This is a genomic window from Macrococcus epidermidis, assembly GCF_003259695.1.
GTDB classification, from domain to species: domain Bacteria; phylum Bacillota; class Bacilli; order Staphylococcales; family Staphylococcaceae; genus Macrococcoides; species Macrococcoides epidermidis.
Map to the genome: position 1 here is coordinate 574,995 of NZ_PZJH01000001.1, position 21,392 is coordinate 596,386.

29 protein-coding genes are annotated in these 21,392 nt (G+C 30.3%); 17 read left to right on the forward strand and 12 right to left on the reverse strand.

What is annotated here, in order from left to right; translation table 11 throughout:
- Window positions 1-9: 9 nt before the first annotated feature.
- The gene (locus tag BHU61_RS03025; protein ID WP_111714555.1) at window positions 10-582 is read right to left on the reverse strand and encodes an ArsR/SmtB family transcription factor; all 573 of its coding nucleotides are present in this window, start codon (window positions 580-582) and stop codon (window positions 10-12) included.
- Between the two features lie 127 nt (window positions 583-709).
- On the opposite strand from BHU61_RS03025, the gene BHU61_RS03030 reads away from it, so the two are divergent.
- The 3 genes from BHU61_RS03030 (at window position 710) to BHU61_RS03040 (ending at window position 2,466) form a co-directional block, all read left to right on the forward strand.
- Entirely contained in the window at window positions 710-1,180 is a 471-nt protein-coding gene (locus BHU61_RS03030; protein WP_111714556.1) for a GNAT family N-acetyltransferase, read from the forward strand.
- Entirely contained in the window at window positions 1,173-1,643 is a 471-nt protein-coding gene (locus BHU61_RS03035) for a GNAT family N-acetyltransferase (RefSeq protein WP_111714557.1), read from the forward strand. Before BHU61_RS03030 ends, BHU61_RS03035 begins: the two co-directional genes overlap by 8 nt.
- A 97-nt stretch (window positions 1,644-1,740) precedes the next feature.
- Window positions 1,741-2,466, forward strand: a complete 726-nt coding sequence (locus BHU61_RS03040; RefSeq protein WP_111714558.1) for a hypothetical protein — start codon at window positions 1,741-1,743, stop codon at window positions 2,464-2,466.
- Between the two features lie 47 nt (window positions 2,467-2,513).
- On the opposite strand, the gene BHU61_RS03045 is transcribed toward BHU61_RS03040, so the two are convergent.
- Together BHU61_RS03045 and BHU61_RS03050 are read right to left on the reverse strand one after the other, a co-directional pair.
- The gene (locus BHU61_RS03045) at window positions 2,514-2,915 is read right to left on the reverse strand and encodes a hypothetical protein (RefSeq protein ID WP_111714559.1); all 402 of its coding nucleotides are present in this window, start codon (window positions 2,913-2,915) and stop codon (window positions 2,514-2,516) included.
- A gap of 17 nt (window positions 2,916-2,932) precedes the next feature.
- Complete coding sequence (locus tag BHU61_RS03050) at window positions 2,933-3,226, reverse strand: hypothetical protein (protein WP_111714560.1); 294 nt, start codon at window positions 3,224-3,226, stop codon at window positions 2,933-2,935.
- A gap of 92 nt (window positions 3,227-3,318) precedes the next feature.
- Here BHU61_RS03050 and BHU61_RS03055 point away from each other — a divergent pair, with 92 nt between their 5' ends.
- The 4 genes from BHU61_RS03055 (at window position 3,319) to BHU61_RS03070 (ending at window position 6,902) form a co-directional block, all read left to right on the forward strand.
- On the forward strand, window positions 3,319-3,840 hold the full coding sequence (locus tag BHU61_RS03055) for a YfiT family bacillithiol transferase (RefSeq protein ID WP_111714561.1): 522 nt from the start codon (window positions 3,319-3,321) through the stop codon (window positions 3,838-3,840).
- Between the two features lie 161 nt (window positions 3,841-4,001).
- On the forward strand, window positions 4,002-4,850 hold the full coding sequence (locus BHU61_RS03060; RefSeq protein ID WP_111714562.1) for an ABC transporter permease subunit: 849 nt from the start codon (window positions 4,002-4,004) through the stop codon (window positions 4,848-4,850).
- On the forward strand, window positions 4,850-5,743 hold the full coding sequence (locus BHU61_RS03065; RefSeq protein ID WP_111714563.1) for a hypothetical protein: 894 nt from the start codon (window positions 4,850-4,852) through the stop codon (window positions 5,741-5,743). Before BHU61_RS03060 ends, BHU61_RS03065 begins: the two co-directional genes overlap by 1 nt.
- Before the next feature lie 586 nt (window positions 5,744-6,329).
- Window positions 6,330-6,902: an NUDIX hydrolase gene (locus tag BHU61_RS03070; RefSeq protein ID WP_111714564.1), complete on the forward strand. Its 573-nt coding sequence runs from the start codon at window positions 6,330-6,332 to the stop codon at window positions 6,900-6,902.
- Between the two features lie 39 nt (window positions 6,903-6,941).
- Here BHU61_RS03070 and BHU61_RS03075 read toward each other — a convergent pair whose 3' ends face one another.
- The 4 genes from BHU61_RS03075 to BHU61_RS03095 form a co-directional block, all read right to left on the reverse strand.
- A complete protein-coding gene (locus BHU61_RS03075) occupies window positions 6,942-8,129 on the reverse strand; it encodes an MFS transporter (RefSeq protein WP_111714565.1) in 1,188 nt (395 codons plus the stop codon).
- Window positions 8,130-8,204: 75 nt separating this feature from the next.
- Window positions 8,205-8,495: a DUF3784 domain-containing protein gene (locus BHU61_RS03080; protein WP_111714566.1), complete on the reverse strand. Its 291-nt coding sequence runs from the start codon at window positions 8,493-8,495 to the stop codon at window positions 8,205-8,207.
- Window positions 8,496-8,779: 284 nt separating this feature from the next.
- On the reverse strand, window positions 8,780-9,046 hold the full coding sequence (locus BHU61_RS03090; RefSeq protein WP_111714568.1) for a hypothetical protein: 267 nt from the start codon (window positions 9,044-9,046) through the stop codon (window positions 8,780-8,782).
- Between the two features lie 351 nt (window positions 9,047-9,397).
- Window positions 9,398-9,595 carry a DUF6366 family protein gene (locus tag BHU61_RS03095; RefSeq protein ID WP_111714569.1) on the reverse strand — a complete coding sequence of 66 codons (198 nt, stop codon included), beginning with the start codon at window positions 9,593-9,595 and terminating at the stop codon, window positions 9,398-9,400.
- A gap of 133 nt (window positions 9,596-9,728) precedes the next feature.
- On the opposite strand from BHU61_RS03095, the gene BHU61_RS03100 reads away from it, so the two are divergent.
- The 7 genes from BHU61_RS03100 to BHU61_RS03135 all read left to right on the forward strand — a co-directional run bounded on the left by BHU61_RS03100 (window position 9,729) and on the right by BHU61_RS03135 (window position 13,652).
- The gene (locus BHU61_RS03100) at window positions 9,729-10,214 is read left to right on the forward strand and encodes a GNAT family N-acetyltransferase (RefSeq protein WP_111714570.1); all 486 of its coding nucleotides are present in this window, start codon (window positions 9,729-9,731) and stop codon (window positions 10,212-10,214) included.
- A 74-nt stretch (window positions 10,215-10,288) separates the two neighbouring features.
- Window positions 10,289-10,699, forward strand: a complete 411-nt coding sequence (locus tag BHU61_RS03105; RefSeq protein ID WP_111714571.1) for a GNAT family N-acetyltransferase — start codon at window positions 10,289-10,291, stop codon at window positions 10,697-10,699.
- A 50-nt stretch (window positions 10,700-10,749) separates the two neighbouring features.
- On the forward strand, window positions 10,750-11,133 hold the full coding sequence (locus tag BHU61_RS03110; RefSeq protein ID WP_111714572.1) for an HIT family protein: 384 nt from the start codon (window positions 10,750-10,752) through the stop codon (window positions 11,131-11,133).
- A 309-nt stretch (window positions 11,134-11,442) separates the two neighbouring features.
- Window positions 11,443-11,844: a hypothetical protein gene (locus tag BHU61_RS03115; RefSeq protein ID WP_111714573.1), complete on the forward strand. Its 402-nt coding sequence runs from the start codon at window positions 11,443-11,445 to the stop codon at window positions 11,842-11,844.
- Between the two features lie 11 nt (window positions 11,845-11,855).
- On the forward strand, window positions 11,856-12,350 hold the full coding sequence (locus BHU61_RS03120; RefSeq protein ID WP_111714574.1) for a DUF805 domain-containing protein: 495 nt from the start codon (window positions 11,856-11,858) through the stop codon (window positions 12,348-12,350).
- Window positions 12,351-12,756: 406 nt separating this feature from the next.
- Window positions 12,757-13,419: a hypothetical protein gene (locus BHU61_RS03130; RefSeq protein ID WP_111714576.1), complete on the forward strand. Its 663-nt coding sequence runs from the start codon at window positions 12,757-12,759 to the stop codon at window positions 13,417-13,419.
- 44 nt (window positions 13,420-13,463) lie between these two features.
- Window positions 13,464-13,652, forward strand: a complete 189-nt coding sequence (locus tag BHU61_RS03135) for a hypothetical protein (RefSeq protein WP_146608858.1) — start codon at window positions 13,464-13,466, stop codon at window positions 13,650-13,652.
- Window positions 13,653-13,720: 68 nt separating this feature from the next.
- Here the strand turns inward: BHU61_RS03135 and BHU61_RS03140 are convergent, their stop codons facing one another.
- The gene (locus BHU61_RS03140) at window positions 13,721-14,461 is read right to left on the reverse strand and encodes a DUF3169 family protein (RefSeq protein ID WP_111714578.1); all 741 of its coding nucleotides are present in this window, start codon (window positions 14,459-14,461) and stop codon (window positions 13,721-13,723) included.
- Window positions 14,458-14,661, reverse strand: coding sequence for a helix-turn-helix transcriptional regulator (locus BHU61_RS03145; RefSeq protein ID WP_111714579.1), 204 nt, complete (start codon window positions 14,659-14,661; stop codon window positions 14,458-14,460). Before BHU61_RS03145 ends, BHU61_RS03140 begins: the two co-directional genes overlap by 4 nt.
- Window positions 14,662-14,834: 173 nt before the next feature.
- Between BHU61_RS03145 and BHU61_RS03150 the strand changes: the two genes are divergently transcribed.
- Complete coding sequence (locus BHU61_RS03150; RefSeq protein WP_111714580.1) at window positions 14,835-15,335, forward strand: DUF805 domain-containing protein; 501 nt, start codon at window positions 14,835-14,837, stop codon at window positions 15,333-15,335.
- A 107-nt stretch (window positions 15,336-15,442) separates the two neighbouring features.
- Entirely contained in the window at window positions 15,443-16,030 is a 588-nt protein-coding gene (lepB, locus tag BHU61_RS03155; RefSeq protein ID WP_111714581.1) for a signal peptidase I, read from the forward strand.
- 40 nt (window positions 16,031-16,070) lie between these two features.
- Here the strand turns inward: lepB and BHU61_RS03160 are convergent, their stop codons facing one another.
- From BHU61_RS03160 to BHU61_RS03170, 3 genes are all read right to left on the reverse strand, one after another.
- Window positions 16,071-16,739, reverse strand: coding sequence for an MIP/aquaporin family protein (locus BHU61_RS03160; RefSeq protein ID WP_199798209.1), 669 nt, complete (start codon window positions 16,737-16,739; stop codon window positions 16,071-16,073).
- Window positions 16,740-16,866: 127 nt separating this feature from the next.
- On the reverse strand, window positions 16,867-17,598 hold the full coding sequence (locus BHU61_RS13650) for a transglycosylase family protein (protein WP_275542447.1): 732 nt from the start codon (window positions 17,596-17,598) through the stop codon (window positions 16,867-16,869).
- Window positions 17,599-17,820: 222 nt separating this feature from the next.
- Window positions 17,821-18,516, reverse strand: coding sequence for a transglycosylase family protein (locus tag BHU61_RS03170; protein WP_111714584.1), 696 nt, complete (start codon window positions 18,514-18,516; stop codon window positions 17,821-17,823).
- A gap of 665 nt (window positions 18,517-19,181) precedes the next feature.
- Here BHU61_RS03170 and BHU61_RS03175 point away from each other — a divergent pair.
- Entirely contained in the window at window positions 19,182-21,251 is a 2,070-nt protein-coding gene (locus BHU61_RS03175) for an ATP-dependent Clp protease ATP-binding subunit (protein WP_111714585.1), read from the forward strand.
- The last annotated feature ends 141 nt before the right edge of the window (window positions 21,252-21,392 follow it).

Consider the following 21,392-nt stretch of genomic DNA (forward strand, 5'->3'; position numbering starts at 1 on the left):
CACCTCATTTTATTCAAATATATCTTTCGTTATTTCAAATGCTGTGAGATTAATATAATAGTTTTTTGATAAATTTTCTTCTTTTCCCTCCAGTTTATCTTCATTATCAATTGGTTTACTGTATTTTTTAACCAAGAGATTAAATGCATCCTTAAATGCTGTAACGTTACTTTTATCAATTCTAATTTGCTGTGTAGTTGAGATAACATATTGATTATCTTCAATTATTCCAAATTGATTTAATACTTGAACCGTTCTATTTAGTTGTTCTGTTATGATTTTTTTGGATGGATGTATATTATCGCTATTAATTAATGCAGGATTGACATTAAATCCGTTGTGTGTGGCTCGGTAATATTTTAGTATGTTGCTGCCTTCAGGAATTTGTTGTGTCATTTCAATCATGTTGTGTTTCTCTAATTCTTTCATGTGATAAAAGATTTTTGCTTTAGGAATATTTAACTTTTTAGATATATCAGTAACTGTCATTTCTTTTTCAATCAATAAAATAGAAATTCTCATACGTAACTCATCTGAAATACATTTTAATTGTTCGAACGTATTAACTTGAAATTGTGTCATAGCTGCCTCCTAAGTTAGTTGAAATAAACCGGTTAATTTATTTTAACCCTAAATGTAAAAAATCACAAATTATTTATAGGAATATTCTAATAATTTGTGCTATATTTCTTAAGAAAGGATATTTTATATGATTACACTGGAGCGAACAAAGCATTCAGAAGTTGATGTATTATTAAATATTCAAAAGAGAGCATTTATAACTGATTTTGATAAATACCAGGATCATGAAACGAATCCGTATTGTGAAACTGAGCAAATATTATTGGATAGCATTAAGAACGATGAATTTTATACGATTTACGATAAAGAAAAAATAGTCGGTGCTGTTGTTTTAAAAGTAGTTCCGAAAGAGAGAATTCATATTTATAAATTATTTATAGATCCTGAAATACAAGGTTCAGGTTATGGTACGGCTGCAATTAAAAGAATTTTTAATATTTATCAAGATGTTCCACTATGGACGGTATATACACCGCATGGTAATGTGTTAAATCATAAATTCTATCAAAAATTAGGATTTATAAAGTACGGTGAGGCAGAAATTAGTGATAAATTATCTTTATACAAATTCAAAAAAGAGGAAGGATTTTATGATTGAAGCAATAAACGAACAGAATAGAGCATCAGTTATTGAATTCTTTAATGAACATTGGGGATCTTCAGAAATGATTGTTTCTTCTGGGAGATATAATTGTGCTGAGTTACCAGGTCTAATTTATATGGAAGATGAAAAGATTACTGGACTATTAACATATATTATTAAGGATAAAACGATTGAAATCATTTCTTTGGATAGTGTGATTGAAAATAGAGGTATCGGTACACAATTAATGAATTTCTTGGAACGATTAGCGTATAAAAATTGTAAGTTTAATATTAGAGTAATAACAACTAATAATAATATAAATGCTTTGAAGTTCTATCAAAAACTGGGCTACAGAATAAAAGAAATAATTCCCTATGCCGTAAACGAAGCGAGACTAATTAAACCACAAATACCAATGGTTGCTGAGAATGGAATCCCTATAATGGACGAAATAGTATTAGAGAAATTCATTTAAAAAAATGTAATAGTTAAGAATCATGTTTCAACTTTTTATAATCTATTCACTAATAATAAATTATTAACATTATAATTTTATGGAAAGGAATATAAATATGCCGATACAATATAGACTGGAACCAGTTGACAAAGAAGTAATTCAGGAAACTAGCCAAGAGGAATTATTGAAAAATATTCCGAATGACTATTGGACTTTATTTGAAGATGGTAATTTTATTGTCTATAAAAATTGGAAGTTCTATCCGATTCGAGATAATAAAAATATAAAGAAAACTGCAACTGATATTCTAACTATAAATAAAAGAAAACGATCAGATTTTACAGTGATTGCAGAAAATACTGCTGAGGCAGAAGGATTTTTAGGTTTTTCTAAAAATGAAGAGGACGAAGGTTTGTATGTTTGGAGTGAATGGCCAGAAATTAAACCGATTAAAATATTTAATAACATAAATGAATTAATAGCTATTTTGAAAACTTCTAGCCGCTTTAATAATAATGATTTTGATAAAATGTTAGATTTGATAAAAACTAAAAAAATGTTCTTTTATATAATGGATAATGAAATAGGAAATGTAATGGGTGATATGTCATTTGATTACTTCCCCGCATTTTCTTATTATTTTTGGACGGATCAAAACATTCCGCAAACATTAGCAAAAAATAATTCACATTTTTTAGTTGAAATGATCGATAAAGAGATATTTATGAATGATGTATTAAATGATATTGATATGGAAGAAAATAGTATTATATTAAATCCAATGAGCAATGAATCCATTGAATTTTATCCCCATGAGGTACTTGAAGAATTTGAAAAGTAAGAAAACCTCCATTGACAAAATAATCTATGTCAATGGAGGTTTTATGTTTATGCTAATGGTAAAAAGTCACTTTTAAGATTGTACTTGTTCTTAAATTTTTGAATGTCGTGTTTTTTAATTTCTTTCTTTTTATTATTAATAACGTCGTAAGTGAAGTATCTATTATTTCGGTTTCTTGTGATAACAAATGTTTTATTGTAAATAATACCGTTCATGTATTGAGGGTACTGTATATCATTATCTTGACGTTTTAAGACATATGATCCTCCTCCCATACGCAAAATTTTGATGTTTTTTTCCTTGTCAATCCAAATGGTATTAGGAAAAGAATTTTCTATTTCTGCTAGTCCATCTATCCATTCTTGTTCTGTAGGAAGCCAGTCGATAAACGCTACGATTAGGATAATAAACTTTGTTATTATAAAGAATACATTATTTTTATTTTTCATCTAGATAACTTCTCCTTTTACCCCCACCACATTGCAGTAATGAAGAAAGTGATAGCACCAACGATAACAGAGAATACGATGACCATCATTGAAGATACTATATAAGGTTCGCTATTATTTTTTCTAATATTATTAATAGATTTAAATATAGCTAATAATAAAAATAAGAAAGCAAACATATTAAGGGTTGTGAGAACATATATAGGATTTATTATTGCTTCAGGTAAGTATGCGATATCTTGTGAAGTGTATGTAATTAAGATTGCTATTAATAAAAAAATAACGTGTTTCCATTTTGAAAATACTGACATATTATCACTCCTTTTATTTATTATACACAGAAATGCAGAAAAATAGAAAAATATGTATAATAAAATTATTAAAAATAGTGGAGGAAAAATTAATGAAAAATCAATACCCAATTGGTCGTTATCAAATACCTGCAGAATATAATAGAAGTATCTTGAATCAATGGATTACAGATATCGAAGAATTACCATATAAGATAAACGAAATAATTTCAAATATTGATGATTCATTAAGAAAAAAACAATATAGAAATGGATCATGGGATGTAAATACCTTAATTCATCATATAGCCGATAGTCATCTTCATGGTTATATACGAACAAAATTAATATTAACTGAGGATAAACCAAAGGTGTCAACATATGAAGAGAATGAATGGATAAAACTTGCTGATAATGAAAATGACTGTCATGATTCGATTATGTTTTTATTTGGTATACATCATAGATGGTCAACCATATTAAAAGAATTAACAGAAGAACAATTGGAAAGAGTTATGATACACCCAGATAACGGAGAAGTAACGTTGAAACAAATGCTTTCACTTTATGCCTGGCATGGAAATCATCATTTAGAACATATTAAGATAGCACTTGGTATTATTAAGGGAGAATAAATTTAGTTGATAGAATTATGAGAGATAATATGCAATAAAAATGTGAAGACGCAGTAAAATAAATAGTTTCGAAAATTTATTTATATAGATCTCTAAAAGAGGTCTATTTTTTTTTTCTATATATAATATAAATATCTAAATATTCTGAAAAAGGACTATATATGAAAAATATAATAAATATTTCCATCACCATTCTCATGCTCTTTTTTATTGCATGTTTACCATCACTTTTTCACGATCAAAGAATAGATGTTCCTTATTTATTCATTGCAATTAAAGACACGTTTTATTCATTATTACATCCAAATACAATCGTATTTGAGAATTTAAAGTCAGGTGTCAAACATGATATTTTCCCATTTATTTTTGAACCTTGGGTAAATTCAATGACGATACTATTTAGTGCGCTTATTATCTCTTTATTATTCTCATTAATAATCGCATTCTTGATGTATCAATCTCAAGTTTTTCACGATATTGTAATGCATATTAATCGCGTATTAAGTATTGTGCCTGATATTTTTTATATCCCAGTATTTATTTCAATTATTATATTCATTTATCTTAAAACACATGTATTGATATTTGATGTTGCATCAAGTCATGAACAAAACGCTGTCATATTCCCGATTTTATTACTGCTAATTATCCCAATAACAAATAGTATTACTGTCATTAATCAATTATTAATTGCAGAAAGAGAAGAAAGCTATGTATCTTTTGCAAGAAGTAAGGGTTTAAATAACAAAGAAATTTTTTATCGTCATATTTTAAAGAATATTCTAACAGGCTATTTTATTAACTTTAAACAAATTGTCTGGATGACTTTATCAAGTTTATTATTTTTAGAACGATTATTAAATGTATTTGGAATTTCTGTTTTTATTTTTGAATATAATACGCCAGTTGTACTGTTCATCTCATTTCTAATGATGTATATCCCAATACGTTTATTATTCTTAATTTCTGATTTATATACTAGAAACACTACAGGAAGGAGCATGTCATAATGAAACGCATTTATCTTTCTATTTGTTTGCTCATCGTTCCTGCGATTATTGGATTTATTTACTTTGATATATTAAACGGGAAGGTGAAAAAGACCAATTTCTTATATGATAAAGATGGGAATATGTTGGCGAGTTCACCATTTCCGCCCGGAAAAGATTATATATTTGGCGTTGATAGGAACTCTAGACATATGACTTATGAAGTATTATCTGGTTACAGAATTACATTAACACTACTTATAGTTGTTGCTTTATTGACACTCATCATAGCAATCAACATAGGAACTTATTTAGCCTTTAAGAAAAGTAATTTGGCGTTAATTGATCAATTCCTGCATCCGTTTTTTTATATACCACAGTCGATATTAGGTTATTTATTACTAAAACCTATACTTTATGAACCAATCGATCAATTTACGACAACACAAAGTTTTCGAATAATATTTAATTTAATTATTCTAATTTTACTCATGTTACCAACAACGATAGTATTAGTGAAATCAGCAACACAACTGATATTAGAAAAAGAATTTATCAGTAGTGCGAAGACAATGAGCCCATCTAAAGTTTATATCTTTATAAAGCATATATTACCAAATATGCTGATACAATATGTCATTGTATTTTTTAGAATTATGTTTCAGACACTAGTAGTCATATCACATCTCGCTTTTTTTAAAATATGCTTTGGAGGAACTGATGTATGTTATGGACCAGGTTGTTTAATAAATGAGCAACCAACGATACCAGAACTAAGCAGTTTACTAGGATTTCATTTCTATGATTTACAAGTTGCTTGGTGGACATTCTATTCACCATTATTTGCAATAATCTATATGTTGATTATTTGTCAGTATGTTTATCAACGATTAGATGTTATGAGTTCAAAGTGATTTTTTCCTTAATTTATTATTTATTAATAAATTGCTTATTGATGAAATAGTATTAATTAAAGTAAAGGAGCACCACAATGTCAATAATATATAGGTTAGAAGCAGTACATAAAGCTGTTGTTCAAAATGTCAGTCAAGAAGAAGATGTTCTTTTATTTAATGGATGAAGAAGCAGGAGATGTTATGGGAGATGTTTCATTCGACTATTTTCCAACATTTTCGTACTATTTTTGAACAGATCAAAGTATACCTCAAGCTCTAGCTGAAGCGCATTCACATTTAACGATAGAAATGATTGATAAAGGTACTTTTATTAATAGTGTTTTAAACGACATTGACATGGAAGAAAATTGTAGTAATCTAAATCCACTGAGTATTGAATCTATTGAATTCTTTCCAGAAGAAGTGTTTGAAGCGTTTCAAAAAATAACAAGAAATATTTATTAGATCTCTAAAAGAGGTCTATTTTTTTATAATTTAATGTATAATATAAATAACTAAAAATTCTGAAAAAGTAGCTTGTTTCAAAATTTTTGGATAGTTTAAATATTAATTAAAAATTTATAAGGGATAAGGGGATTATATAATGGAAAAAATTAATATTTTTAATAGCAACTATACTTCAAAAGGGGTTATGACTTATGAAGAGGCGCATCGAAATGAAGAATGGCATGAGACTTTTCAATGTATCTTCACTTATAAAGACTTCGTTATTTTACAAAAACGCAGTCAGGAATTAAGTGATTATACTGGTATGTTAGACGTTTCAATCGGTGGGCATATTCGTCATGATGAGACGATGGCAGATTGTGTTAGAGAAATTAAAGAAGAATTAGGTATAGATGTATCATTTGATGATTTAAAGATGCTATGTGTCATTCCTGAAAGTATTGACAATGAAGGTACAATGGATAAGGAATTTATCAATATCTTTACTTGTGAAATCTCTCGTGAATTATTGGATAAGATTGTAATCGATAACCATGAAGTTGAGGATTTAATATTGATGAATATTCTGGACTTTAAATCATTGCTTCAAAATAAACAGAAAGTTTTATCAGGAAAGACATTCAAAGATGATAAAAAATTTGAAATTACGAAGCAAATGTTTATTCCATACAGTGATAAATATTTCTGCATCGTAAGTGAAGTAATATAAAATGATATTAATAGTTGTAAATTTAATAACACCTGTAAACTATAATTTTACAGGTGTTATTTTTGCGCTTTTGATAAAGAAGAATACAGATAAATATGTAACACCGCCTAAAATCGTCCAGATAAGAAAACCGTTAGATATATTATCGATTAACAATCCTCCGGCAAGTGGTGCAATGATACGTGAAATACCAGTAAGACCTGTTAACGCATAATACGATCCTTTCATTGATTGAGGTGAAAGCTCATCAATTCTCAAATCCCACATCGTGAAGACGAAGATTTCACCGATTGTCAATATAAACATCGCGATACAAAGATTAAATAAGTCTGGAGAGATACCAACAAGCATCAAACCTAATGGTAGTAATATTGCTCCGATAATGATCGAAGTACTTGTCTTAATATGCTGTCCAATTTTATAGACGACAATCTGTAGACAGATAACAGCAATCGCATTGACTAATGTAAGTATTGCATAATGATGAATGGCAGTTGCATAAGGATAGATCTTACTTAAATAGATGCTCAGTGACGTCATCATCTGCGTATAACCAAAAACGATAAATATATTACCGAGTATTAAATACAGGAAAGCTTTATCCTGTTTGAAGATAAACATCATATTGAAGAAAGGGGTATGTGTCATGGATTGTTTATTTTTAAGATCGATATCATATTTATTGAAGATCACAATAAACATGACTAAATTAATCAGTAAAGCAGCAACCACGATATAGAAAAGCTTTTCAATACCAACCCACTGAATTTGACTTGAAATATAAGGACCCATTGCAGCAGCAACGTTGATTAAATAATATCTGATATTGAATATCAGTTTCTTGTGCTCATCTGCAGTAAATTGTGTAATGAGTACACGATATGTCGGCTCGACTAGTGTATTGCCGATAGTGGAAGTAATAGAGAAAAGAATGAAACCAGGAAAGCTATGTATCATTGGAAATGAGAGATAACTCAGTATACCGATAAGGAGACCGAAATATATGACGTGTCTTTTATTGAAGCGGTCTATGACACTACCTGACGTCATGCTTAATATAATCGCTACGAAACCTGCCACTGATAAAATGATTCCAATCTGAAAACCTGAATAATGATATGTATTGATTAAATAGATAGATAAGAACGGCATAACCATCAACAAACTAAACCGTGCAATGAACGTTGCTGCAAGCAAAGCTAAGATAATTGGTGAGAAACGTTTCATATATAACCTCCCACAAAACAAATTTAAATCATTATAACATAATGAAAAATAAAAAAACTGCCTTTGAGAGCAGTTTTAATTGCGATGTTTAAAAATTCTTGAAGTATTTAAGAAGATTATAAAAGCAATTGTTATGCATAGAAAAATGATAATAGTTATATGCTCTTGTAATATATTGTATTCTAAAAAAATAACAAATATAGAAGTAAAAATCATATATATCCCTACAAACTGGCACAAACGTTTTTCATTATACTTCGCTTTTTCTGCTTCAGGCATAAAATTATATCCAGCAATTAAGAACCCACCACGACCTGTTAACATGTAAATGCCTATAAGCGCAAATAACAGAATAATAAATATCATAATGTCACTCCTTATATTTCTTCTTAAAAGGTATGAACCTTATTATAAAAGCTAAAAATAACATAAAGTAAAATGGGTACAAAGAAATGGTATAGTCATCTTCGTTATGATTTGCTCCAATTATGTCCGTATTAATTGTGAAATAGTGCCATGAAATTGAAAGTGGATTCTTAGCATGCATTGATATGTCACTTAAGTACAACTCAGGTCTTGAAATGAGCCATATAAAATATCCGATAACACATAACATAAATATGTTAGAAATGATTCTTCTTTTCATCATCTTACCACCCTGAAATGTAGTAGGCTAAAAGTAAAAGTGCGCCCATCAATAATATTGGAACAAGACTAAATAACAATAAAAGTATTTGATGTTTTGCTTTTGAAATAATAGATAATATAAATCCGATGAATCCTGAGAAAATAAAGATATTCATACAAATACCTTGAGTATCATAATCGCTCATTATATCGTATGGAAGTATATAGGATAGGGCGAAAGCGATTAAACTAATTGATGTAAATAATATACTTATCCATTTCAATTGCATATCATCACCTCTTACAATGATTATACACTATTTACAAAATTAGTATAAATCAAAACATATCAATGATATTTTTAATAATAATACAAGCAACGATTAGAATAATAATCGCTGAAACTTTATTAAGGATTACAATAATATTACCTTGCTTATCAATTGATCCAATAATTTTTCCGATATAGGCAAGTGATATGATCCATAATCACGATACTGCGATACAGGTTAATGTAAATGCAATTCAGTAATGACCAAGAAATAAACAGTATAATCCTGAACATGAACCTATCGTTAAAGAATTCGAGGCCATATTAAATACATATAATATGACGTCACTAATAATATCGGGTGTTTAAATTAATGAACAATTAACCACCCGATAAATGCTACTATAACTAATACTAAAATAAATATGCCTAAAGTTTTATTATTCATAGAACTTAAAAAATTACCGGTATATGCATTTTGTGAACTGTCTTTAAGATTACCGATACTATTTCGTTCAATTTCTTTTCTTCTTAACTGATCTCTTTGATCCTCTGGTGACAGACTCATTAATATCAACTCATTTCAGTTTTTCCATTTATTATACATAATATTCGGAAAATTGGAAGTGAAGTTTATATCGAGCTTCTCTGGGTATTTATTAATTTTAAGATATTACATTACTAACTTAGAGGAGGCGCATATGAAAGATATCGAAATCATCCAATACACAGACGACTATAAGCAAGAGGTTAATGAGTTTATCATAAATATCAAACTCCATGAATTTGATATTGAAAACGTAACGTATGATAACCAACCAGATTTAAAGAACATATTAGGAACCTATATTAATACAGGTGGTCAGTTCTGGTTAGCACTCTATGAAGGTAAAGTCGTTGGTACAATCGCTTTATTAAAATTAAAAGATAACAACAGTGCTTTGAAGAGAGTATATGTTGATTCAAATACAAGGAATATGAAGATAGGTAAGAAACTATTAGATCATGTCACTCAACACGCACACGATGATGGTATTAAATCTATTTATTTAGGAACAATTGATAAGTTTGAAGCAGCTCAGCATTTCTATAGAAAGAACGGGTTTCATTTAATACCGAAAGAAGAACTGCCAAGCGATTTCAGTATTGTTCCACAGGATAATCGTTTTTATTATAAAGATATTTAAGATACCGAGAGGTGTCTTTTTTTATTTGTTCATATATAATATTTATAATTATTTGATATGATAAGGAGATTCTAATGATTAGAGAACTAAATGATATTTCTATGATAAATCAGGAACTAACTGATTTGATACAATTAGCAGTGAGTTCTAAAAGTGTAAACGAATTATTAGCAGACGCCATTACTTGTAACGTTGCTAAGTGTTATGTTTATGTAGATGAGAATAATTTCATTGGAATTATAACTATTAATGTACAAGACGATAAATGTGTAATTACTAGTTTTGCAGTTGATGAAACTTATCGAGGAAGAGGTATTGGGAAGAAATTGATCAATCACATTAAAGATAAATATAATTATATTGTTGCAGAGACAGATGATGAAGCAATAACGTTTTATCGTAAACAAGGATTTGTTATTGAATCATTAGGAGAAAAACATCCAGGTGTAAATAGATATTTATGTACAACTAAAATAGAGCGGTAATATATTGATATAAAGAATTCTATAAAAACGTGAGTGGAAGTGAATGGTTTATGTGTATTTTCTGTAATGAGCTTGATAAAGATCAAATTTTATATGAGACAAAGCATTTTAAGGTTGTATTTGATATCAATCCAGAACAAGTAGGACATATGCTTTTAATATCAAAGAAACATTATATGAATTATCTAGAACTACCGGATAGAGTGGTTTTAGATTTAATTCAACTAGAAAGAAAACTAATTCAAATATTAGAAAATGATATGAATATATTTGGCGTTTCAATAATAAGAAATAATGGACGAGTAATGGACAATGGAACACATTTTCACGAACATATTATACCGCGATATGAATCAGATGGATTTTGGGAAGAGGGTCCAACTGAAAATTTCTCATTTGATTTTACACGATTTATTACACTTTTAAATTCCTGAATGAGCATAGCAGAAGCTATGCTTTTTTATATCATCTGAAATTTAGATAATAATAGCGGTATCACCTAATTTGAAATGAGGATACCGCTAATACTCATGAGTTTTAGCGGAATTGAATTAAAAATTAATTCGATACCGCTAATATTCGATAATAATAGCGGTGTCGGTTTATAAAAAGTTACGATTCCGCTATCTACATAAAGAAATGTTCTTCTATACCTTAAATATACCTTAAATATTTAGTATTTTTATCCAATTTTTTAATTTTAGTGGTAAATTTAAGTTGTACTCATAGAAAGGGTGTTGTATATGAAAGAAAAAATTAGTATTAAAGATTATAAATTTATGCTGCTTTATTTGATACCATTTGCATTTTTTGATGCATGGGCAGAAATTGTCAGAGGGGATATGATAGTATTTATCCCAATTTTAATTTTTGTTGTAATTATGAATACGATAATTTATAGAAAGAAACTGAATTTTGGTTTCATAGCACTTGGTGTATTTATGAGTTATCTCGTAAGTTTAGGCGTGAGCTATATTGCACCTATTACAGTAAATGCTAGAAATGATAGCTATGCATTAATGCCACTTGGCGTAAATTTATACATTTTACTATCTTCCATTGTATTTTTATTTATACATGCAATTTCTTATTTCGTGATGAAAGTGATCTATAACACGAGAGGGAAAGGTTATTATAAGAACTAACGGAGGTAAATATGGTAAGTAATATATTTTTTAAAGATGCCTATATGGATTTCTGGAAACGTGCTTTAGATTTCTCTGGCCGCTCATCACGTAAAGCATACTGGTTTCCGATGTTAGTGAATATCATTATTCTATTGTCAATATGGACAATTTGTACATATATAGATGGACAGTTAGGTATTGATCCAGAAGCGAGATTTAGTATAAGTAATATTGTATATAAAACACTTAGTTTCTTTTTCTCGATTGGTGTTTTAAGCGTTTCAGTTAGAAGATTGCATGACACAAATTTATCAGGAATTATTGCAATAGTACCTGGCGTACTCGTTATGACAATCGTTTTAATATCGATGTTATTAAATCAATTTGGAGTGGATACAGAAAGTATGATTAATATTGCAATGCCCGTTTGCCTGATTGGTATTGTAATTATATATCTTGTGTTACTTCTTAGAGACGGAACACATGGACCAAACGAATATGGTGAAGATCCATTGAACAGGTAATAATAGCGGTATCACTTGATTTAAAATAGGGATACCGCTAATACTCATGAGTTTTGGCGGAATCGGCACATAAAAAGTTGCGATACCGCTAAGTACATTGCATAAAGTCGGTACTTACCTTAAATTTACCTTAAACATCAAAATAATTAGCACTATTTAACAATAATAATGGTACATTTAACTCAAGAGGTGATGATATGAGATGGATGTTTATAATAATGATATTTATACTCTACATCAGTCTCACAACGCGTTTAAATATGATGACATTTAATCGTAGAAAAATGGATCGTAATATAAGTAAGGATACATATTTTAAGTTAAGCCTTGGTGTTAACGCTTTATGTATAACTATATTTATTATTTATAACATTTTTACAAAATAAAGAATAAGAGGTGCAATATCATGAAAAAATTACTTGCAGCAACAATTATTATGACGTCTTTAGTATCACCTGTAGTTATGAATCAATCAGCAGAAGCGGCAACGAAGTTAGAAAAGAAAACGATTTATCTACCTAAATTTAATAAGGCAACTTTTGATCAAATGAAAAAGGGAACTTACAAATATCATGGTGTGGGTTTAGGAATGACAAAAAAACAAGTTGAAGCACAAATAGGTAAAACAAGCATTACGCAAGGACACCATGATAAAGACGATACTATGGGAACACATGTATTATCTGTATACGGAAAAAGTGAACGTTTATGGTTAAACTTTTATGATATAAACTATAAAACTAAATTTAATAATGCAAAGCTTGCAACTATGACTTTTATTGTTGAAGATAAGAATATTACTAAGAAAGCCTTTGAAAAATATACAGGTAAAGCTACTGGATATGAAGGTAGTATGAAATCTAATAAAAATATTGCAAGATATTATGGTAACTTAGGCGTAGTTTATTATAAAGATAAAGGAACTTGGAAAGTTGCTGAATATAGTATGCTAAGTCCTATGAATGAAGTAGGTATGCATGAATATGGTTATAAAGAAGGGCGTAAATTACCAGCTGGTGTGAAGTTACCTGAATGGATTACTGCAGACAATGGTGTTGAATATCAGTAAGGTATCGTAAGAAATTATATGGTGATGATATGGACATTTTTTCAATGATATCAAGTTGGCCTTTTGTTATTATTATTTCAACTCTAATGACTTATGAAGATAAGAAGGATAACGTGAAGCTTGCGAGTAAACGTAGTTATTGCTACATTGCAACTGATGCTATCATGAGAATCTTTATTTTATCAGTTGTAATGAAATTTACGATGGAATTTGTATTGGAGATATTCAATTAATAAATATATAATTATATCAATAGAAAACCAGACGCTAATTTTTTATGTTAGCCTCTGGTTTTTGTAGTCTATTTATTAAATTCTTCTGATTTTTTGTAGTATGCGATAGTAGAATAGATGAGCACTGATGTAATTCCAATCATTGCTAAATATTGATTTTCACCACTAGTAGCTTGATAGAAAGCCAGTAATAATAATAAGCCGCTTAACATATATATCATTACGATATATGTCTTTGATAGTGCATGTAACATCACAAGTCTTTCACCTTCATCTATATTGTTAATAAGCGTTGTCATGATTTGTCTATCTTCATAATCTAATTCGAATCCACTATTAGTGATTGAAGGAAAGGCTAATAATACAGTTCGATTATGTTTTGTGTATATTAGTACTAGAAACAAAAATATAACTACAATTATTGCATAATAAATTAAATATTGAGTTGAAGGCTTCAAAATAAAATCTGCTGTTGCTAAAGCAATTGCCAGAATAAGAATATTACTGGCATTTACAATATTTTTAGAAGATTTATTATATTGATTAAGCTGATAGATATATTGATCATCTTCACTTTTATTTTGTGGTTGAGACATAGCATTATATTGGTGCTTAGATTTTAAATATAATAAAACAGAGACAATCATTAACAATGGAACGATATATATCATAAAATTAATTTGATATTTATGCGTAAAGTAAGTTATAAAGTCATTTACTAAAGGGAGTCCACCTCCGATTATCCCACCGAATATAGCTCCGATTAATACTACATATAAGCTTCTTCCTAACTTTTTATCTTTTTTCACAGCTCTTCCTCCTCAATTATAAATACATTTTCTACGGGTTCATCAAATATTCTAGCAATACGTACTGCGGTAAGAATAGAAGGCATGAAATCATCTCGCTCTATGAGAGAAATGGTTTGTCGAGATACTTTAGCGAGTTTAGCGAGTTGCGTCTGGTTATAGCCATCGCGTGCTCTTAGTTCTTTGAGTCTGTTTTTCATCTCTTAACTCCTTTCTGCATTCTTTATAAGTAGTGTAATGTATATTTATCATTTTGACAAGTATATAAGTCAAAATATATAATATGATAGTCAAACTGATAACAAACTTTAAGGTAACTTTAAGATTTACTGTTAACAATTTATGTTAAAGTATTTAGTGGGAGGTGTGAATATTGAAAAAAGATCTCGGTTTTTTTGAAGCTTATAAAATATATTGGAAGAAGACTTTCAAAATGAAAGGTAGAGCTCGAAGGCTAGAATATTGGTCTCCAGCAATTATCAATACTATTATTGCTATTATTTTAATGGTGATTGGAAGTTATATAGATGCAGCTAATGGTGTTGCTATAGATGATGAAGATAGTATGACTGAAATGTTCAATTATATTTGGGGCTTAATTAATTTTATTCCTTTATTTACAGTGACAGCACGTCGATTACAAGATATTAATATAAATGGTTGGTGGGCGTTGTTTCCCTATTTAGGTGTTGTAGCTATTGGAATTATTTTATTCCTAATAGGTATGTTATTAAATTTTAGTAATTTTGAAATCGTAATTGTTATATGTATAATCTATTTCATTACAATAATCGTCTATTTCATATTTACATTAATTGAAGGAACCTCAGGTCCTAATAAATTTGGTGAAGATCCGAAGCGACAAATGTACTAAGTTGATTAGTTAAGTTAAATTTTACGATTGAAATGTCTTATAAATTTTGGCACATTTTTGTATTTATGTGCGTGGTATTGTATCATGAATGCAGGAGTGTGAAAAAAATGAAAAAAGAATTAAGAGAATGGATTATATCGATTGGATTAACATTAATTGCATTGTTTATTATCCGATCATTTTTCTTTGTACAATATCAAGTAAGTGGTGACTCAATGGCACCAACTTTTGAGGATAAAGATCGTGTCATCATTAACAAAATGGCAACATGGACAAATGGTCTTGATAGGGGAGACGTTATCGTATTTCATGCGAATGATAAGAGTGATTATATTAAACGTTTAGTGGGTCTTCCTGGTGACAAGGTAGAATATAAGGATGATCTATTATATGTTAATGGTAAGGTTGTAGAAGAGAATTATTTGCAGGCGAATCGTGAAATCAATGTTAACCCAATGCTAACTGAAAATTTCTCAGTGAAAACATTATCACATTCAGGCGGTAAAGATACTATTCCTACTGGTAAATATTTAGTGCTTGGAGATAATCGCGAAATCAGTCTTGATAGTCGTAAACCTGAGCTTGGTTTAATCAATAGCAAGAATATAGTAGGTAAAGTTTCAGTACGTATCTGGCCATTCAAAGATTTTGAGACTGACTTTTACGAAGAAGATTTTGATAAGGTAAATCAATAGAAAAAGCCTATTCAGTAGCTTTACTGAATAGGCTTATTTTTTATGATTCTAGGAAGTTATGTGTAAATGTAGCAATTGCTGCACCTACTAATGGTGCTACGATAAAGATCCATAATGTTGATAAAGCATCTCCGCCAGTAAAGATTGCTGGTGCAATACTTCTTGCTGGATTCACTGATGTTCCTGTTAATGGAATACCGATTAAATGTACCATTGTTAATGTTAAACCGATTACAAGTACGGCTAAACTTGGTGCGATAAATTTAGTTTTTGTTACAGATAATACAACGAACACAAATACGAACGTAAGAATTACTTCTACTAAGAATGCGCCCATATTGTTGATGTTATTTGGCACGTTAGCACCATAGATGAAATCAACTTTTTTAGTAAATGAGCTTAGAATCGCCCAGATTAATGATGTCGCAATAAACGCTCCGATAATTTGGAATACTGAATAGATTGCGAAGTCTTTGAAAGATAAACGCTTATCTAGAAACATTGCAAAAGATATTGCAGGATTTAAATGTCCTCCAGAAATATCACCGATTGCATATGCTGCTGCAATAACTGTTAAACCGAATGCGAATGCGATTCCGAAGATTCCTACGCTAGCGTCTGGATTTAAAGTAGCCATAACTGCTGTGCCAGTACCAAAGAATACGAGTACGAATGTACCTAGTAATTCAGATAAATATTTTTTCATTATAAAATTTCCTCCTAAAAATAGTGACAAGAACAATCATAATACAAATTACATGTATATGCAAGAGTAAAATTTCAATAAAAAAGAAGAATCATATATATGATTCTTCTTGAAAGTATAGTAATTGTTATTATAAACGAGCTCCACATACTGGCCATGGTTGAGATCCACGTTGGCTGTAAAGGATTTGTGCACGTTTCGTTTGCTCAGCAGCTGATGCTTGTGAAGGAACACCAGATCCTCCAACTGCACGCCATGTTTGAACGTCAAATTGATATAAACCGTGGTAAGTTCCAGAAGCATCTACGATACTTGGATTTCCACCAGATTCACATTGTGCTAAAGCTGACCAGTTAACTCCACCAGTGTTAGATACAGTAGCTGTTTGTTGAACAGGTGCTTTGTAAGTTTTTACTGCAGCAGGTTGTGCTACAGGAGCTTTATAAGCTGTTTGTTGAACAACTGGTTTAACAGCAGTTTGAGCAGCAGTTTTCGCAACTGGTGCACTTACTACTGATTGTACTTCAGCTTTAGGAGCTTCAACAGATGCAACTTCTACTGATTTGTTAACAATAGTATCAGCAGCGCCAGTGTATTTATATTCCCAAGTCCAGTAGATACCATCTGATTTGAATTCATAAGAGAATCCATCTTTGCTGAATTCGTAGTGGTAAGGTCCTGCATGAACTGGTTTTTCGTTTAATGATGCAGATTCTGCTTTAGCTAATTCAGCTAATTGAGCGAAGTCTACAGTTTCTTTTTGAGTGTTTTCAGTTTCAGAAGCGTATGCTTGACCAGCAGTTGCTACCGACGTTGTACCTAATGCTAATGCTAATGATGATGTTAAAATTGCTTTTTTCATAATATATAAGTCCTCCATTAATTTACGTTTTGTTATTTTCGTTATCGATTGTCAAAATTGACTGTCGATAATTATCTCTCTTTCGACATTAATAATGTAACATATAAAATCATTACATACGTTACAGTAAAATAACAATTCATTACAATGCCGAAATGTTTTTGTAATATAAAAAGCGAAGAATGCACTACAGAGCATCCTTCGCATGTAATAATTTAAATATTAAGCTGTAACCCAGTTTTGTGCACCGTACTCATTATATAATTTTACGGCAGCTGCATCTTGAACCGATTCCGGTGCTGAAGCTGGTGATTTACCTTTCCATTCTGCCGGAGCAACAGTATCCCATGTACTTTGTAAAAATTGATATTTACCTGCTGCACCTGAAGTAGGGTTGATCGCACGGATATTACCACCTGATTCGCGTTGTGCAATTAACTGTAAATGTGCATTGACACTTACATTTGATGTTGACGTTTGTGAAACAGGAGCTTTATAAGTGCTTTGTTGAACCGGTGCTTTTTGTTGAACTGGTGCTTGATAAGCTGTATGTTGAATTGGTGTATGTTCTTTAACATTGTCAAATTGTTGTACGGTTTTTGGTTGGGTAAATGTATGATTTACAACCGTGTCTGCTGCACCCGTGTATTTATATTCCCAAGTCCAGTAAATGCCATCTGATTCAAAGTTATAAGAATATCCATCTTTATTAAATGAATAATTGTATGCTCCAGCGTGTACTGGGCGTTCATTTAATGTTTCAGAATTGTTTCTTGCTAGGTTTGCAAGTTCATTGAAATCCACTTTAACAGCTTGTGTCGTTTCTGATGCTTGTGCTTCGTTTGAACCGTTTACTCCTGATAATCCTGTTACACCTAATGCTAATGCTAATGATGAAGTTAATAATGCTTTTTTCATAATATATAATCCTCCAGTAATTTAAAAATTTTATGTCTCTTGTCCAGCTATGTCGAAATTGATGTGTATTTCGACAAGAAGAAACGATTAAAAAATATATTTTTATAAGTTACAGATATAAGAATAATTTTTTATTCTGCATATAAACTGCAATATAAAGTTTATTTTCTGTAACGGTACATATTAGACCATATATATTCTTTGAGTTCAAAATTTTTGAGTAAGAAAAAGTTAATTCTATTCATAATGCTTACATTTTATGTAAAAAATATATGGTGTTTTTATTAAAATTGATGATGATTAAATATAGGAGATGAAAGGGATGAAATATATATATATATTTTGCAACGAATATGTTTGTCAAAAAATGGTCACAAATAAAAATTTTTTATAAGGATCATATACTTCTGATTTATTTATCGCATTTTGCAAAGAAAAATTGAGGTTTAATAACACTATATTAATTTGAGTTTCTTCTATTATAATTGTTGATTATTATTTGCTGCTGGTTTAATAAGAAGTATTTAATGAAATAAAATAAAAACAAAGGTCAAATAAAGTCAAAATAACGTTTGACCTTCTTTGACCAAATTGGTATAATAAGATTATCAAAGGAACATAATACCCTTTGTAGCCATACTTACAACTAAATAGGAGTGATTTTTATGAATAACGGAATTTTTGACAGTAACTTTGATAAAATGTTCAACAGCATGTTCAATGAATTAGGACAAGGTCAAGTGAAGCGCAAATTTTATATTAATGGGCATGAAGTAACACCTGAAGCAATTCAAAATATACAAAATAACCAATTTAATGATAATCAGACACAACAATTAAAACATCAAAATAACAATGTGCAGGGTGAGTTTTTATCAAAGATTGGTAGAAATTTAACTGAAGAAGCACGTAATGGAAAACTAGATCCAGTGATTGGACGTTCAAAAGAAATACGTAATACAGCAGAAGTATTAAGTAGAAGAATTAAGAATAATCCAATCTTAGTTGGTGAAGCAGGGGTGGGTAAGACTGCGATTGTCGAAGGTTTAGCTCAAGCTATTATTGACGGAGATGTACCACAGGCAATTAAAGATAAAGAAATTATTTCAATAGATATTTCTGCGCTTGAAGCAGGGACACAATATCGTGGTGCTTTTGAAGAAAATGTTCAAAAGTTAATTAATGAAGTGAAAGCACATGATAATATCGTATTATTCTTAGATGAGATTCATCAAATGATCGGTAGCGGAGCAACAGGTGCTGATTCTGGTAGTAAAGGCTTATCTGATATTTTAAAACCAGCATTAAGCAGAGGAGATATTACAATCATCGGTGCTACTACTCAAGATGAGTATCGTAATAATATATTAAAAGATCCAGCTTTATCTCGTCGATTTAATGAAGTTGTCGTGAATGAGCCAACTGCAGAGGATACAATCGCAATATTGGAAGGTATAAAAGAAAAATATGAACAACATCATGCAGTAGAAATACCCGATAATGTGATCAAAGCTTGTGTAGATTTATCGATTCAATATATCCCGCAAAGATTATTACCGGATAAAGCGATAGATTTACTGGATATCACTGCAGCACATGTTTCTTCTAATCATACAGTTGTTGATACTGTTCAATCAGAAAAACAAATCGAACAGCTTGAACAAGATAAATTAAAAGCAGTAGATAGAGAAGATTATGAACAGGCAAATGCACTACAAATGGAGATTAAATCAATAAAGGATAGTATAGAGGAAAGCGTCGAAACAAACACGTTAACAGTTGATGATGTAGCAGGCACAGTTGAGAGATTAACTGGAATTCCTGTTTCGCAGATGGATAGTAACGATCTTGAACGCCTGAAAAATATTAAAGATAGATTATCAGAAAAAATTATCGGTCAAGATGAAGCGGTACAAGCGGTGGCAAAAGCAATCCGTAGAAATCGTGCTGGATTTGACGAAGGTAACCGACCGATCGGTAGCTTCTTGTTTGTTGGTCCGACTGGCGTCGGTAAAACAGAACTCGCAAAACAGTTAGCTGTTGATTTATTTGGTCATAAAGAAGCATTAATTCGTCTGGACATGAGTGAATATAGTGATTTAACAGCTGTTTCTAAAATGATCGGTACTACTGCTGGTTACGTGGGATACGATGATAACTCAAATACATTAACAGAACGTGTTCGCCGTAATCCTTATTCAGTGATTCTGTTCGATGAAATTGAAAAAGCAAATCCACAAATATTAACATTGTTATTACAAGTATTGGATGATGGAAAATTGACTGATGGTCAAGGTAATGTAATCAACTTTAAAAACACGATTATCATTGCCACAAGTAATGCAGGATTTAGTTTGGACAGTAAGAAGTCGGAAGGCACTGACATTATGGCAATCATTAAAGATTATTTCAGACCTGAATTCTTAAATCGATTTAATGGTATTATAGAATTTAAACCTTTAGATAAAGCAAGTTTACTTCAAATTGTTGATCTTATGTTAGATGATGTTAAACGAACATTAGCTAAAAAGGAAATCACAATGACAATTACAGATGAAGCGAAAAACTGGTTAATTGATAATGGTTATGATGAACTGCTTGGTGCGAGACCGCTACGCCGTGTTGTTGAACAGCATGTTAGAGATAATATAACTGATTACTATTTAGAACATCCGGAAGTTAAAAATGTTCATTTAACGTTAAATAATGATAAAACAGATATTAAGATAGCATAAAAAGTGCGGGTACAAAATGTACCCGCACTTTTAATTTGTCTTTATTAAAGAGATGAATTCAGTCATTTCCTGAGTACATACGTAGCCTCTTTTTAATGATATGCCTATTGGATAATAGTTATTTTCATCGGTTAAATGAAA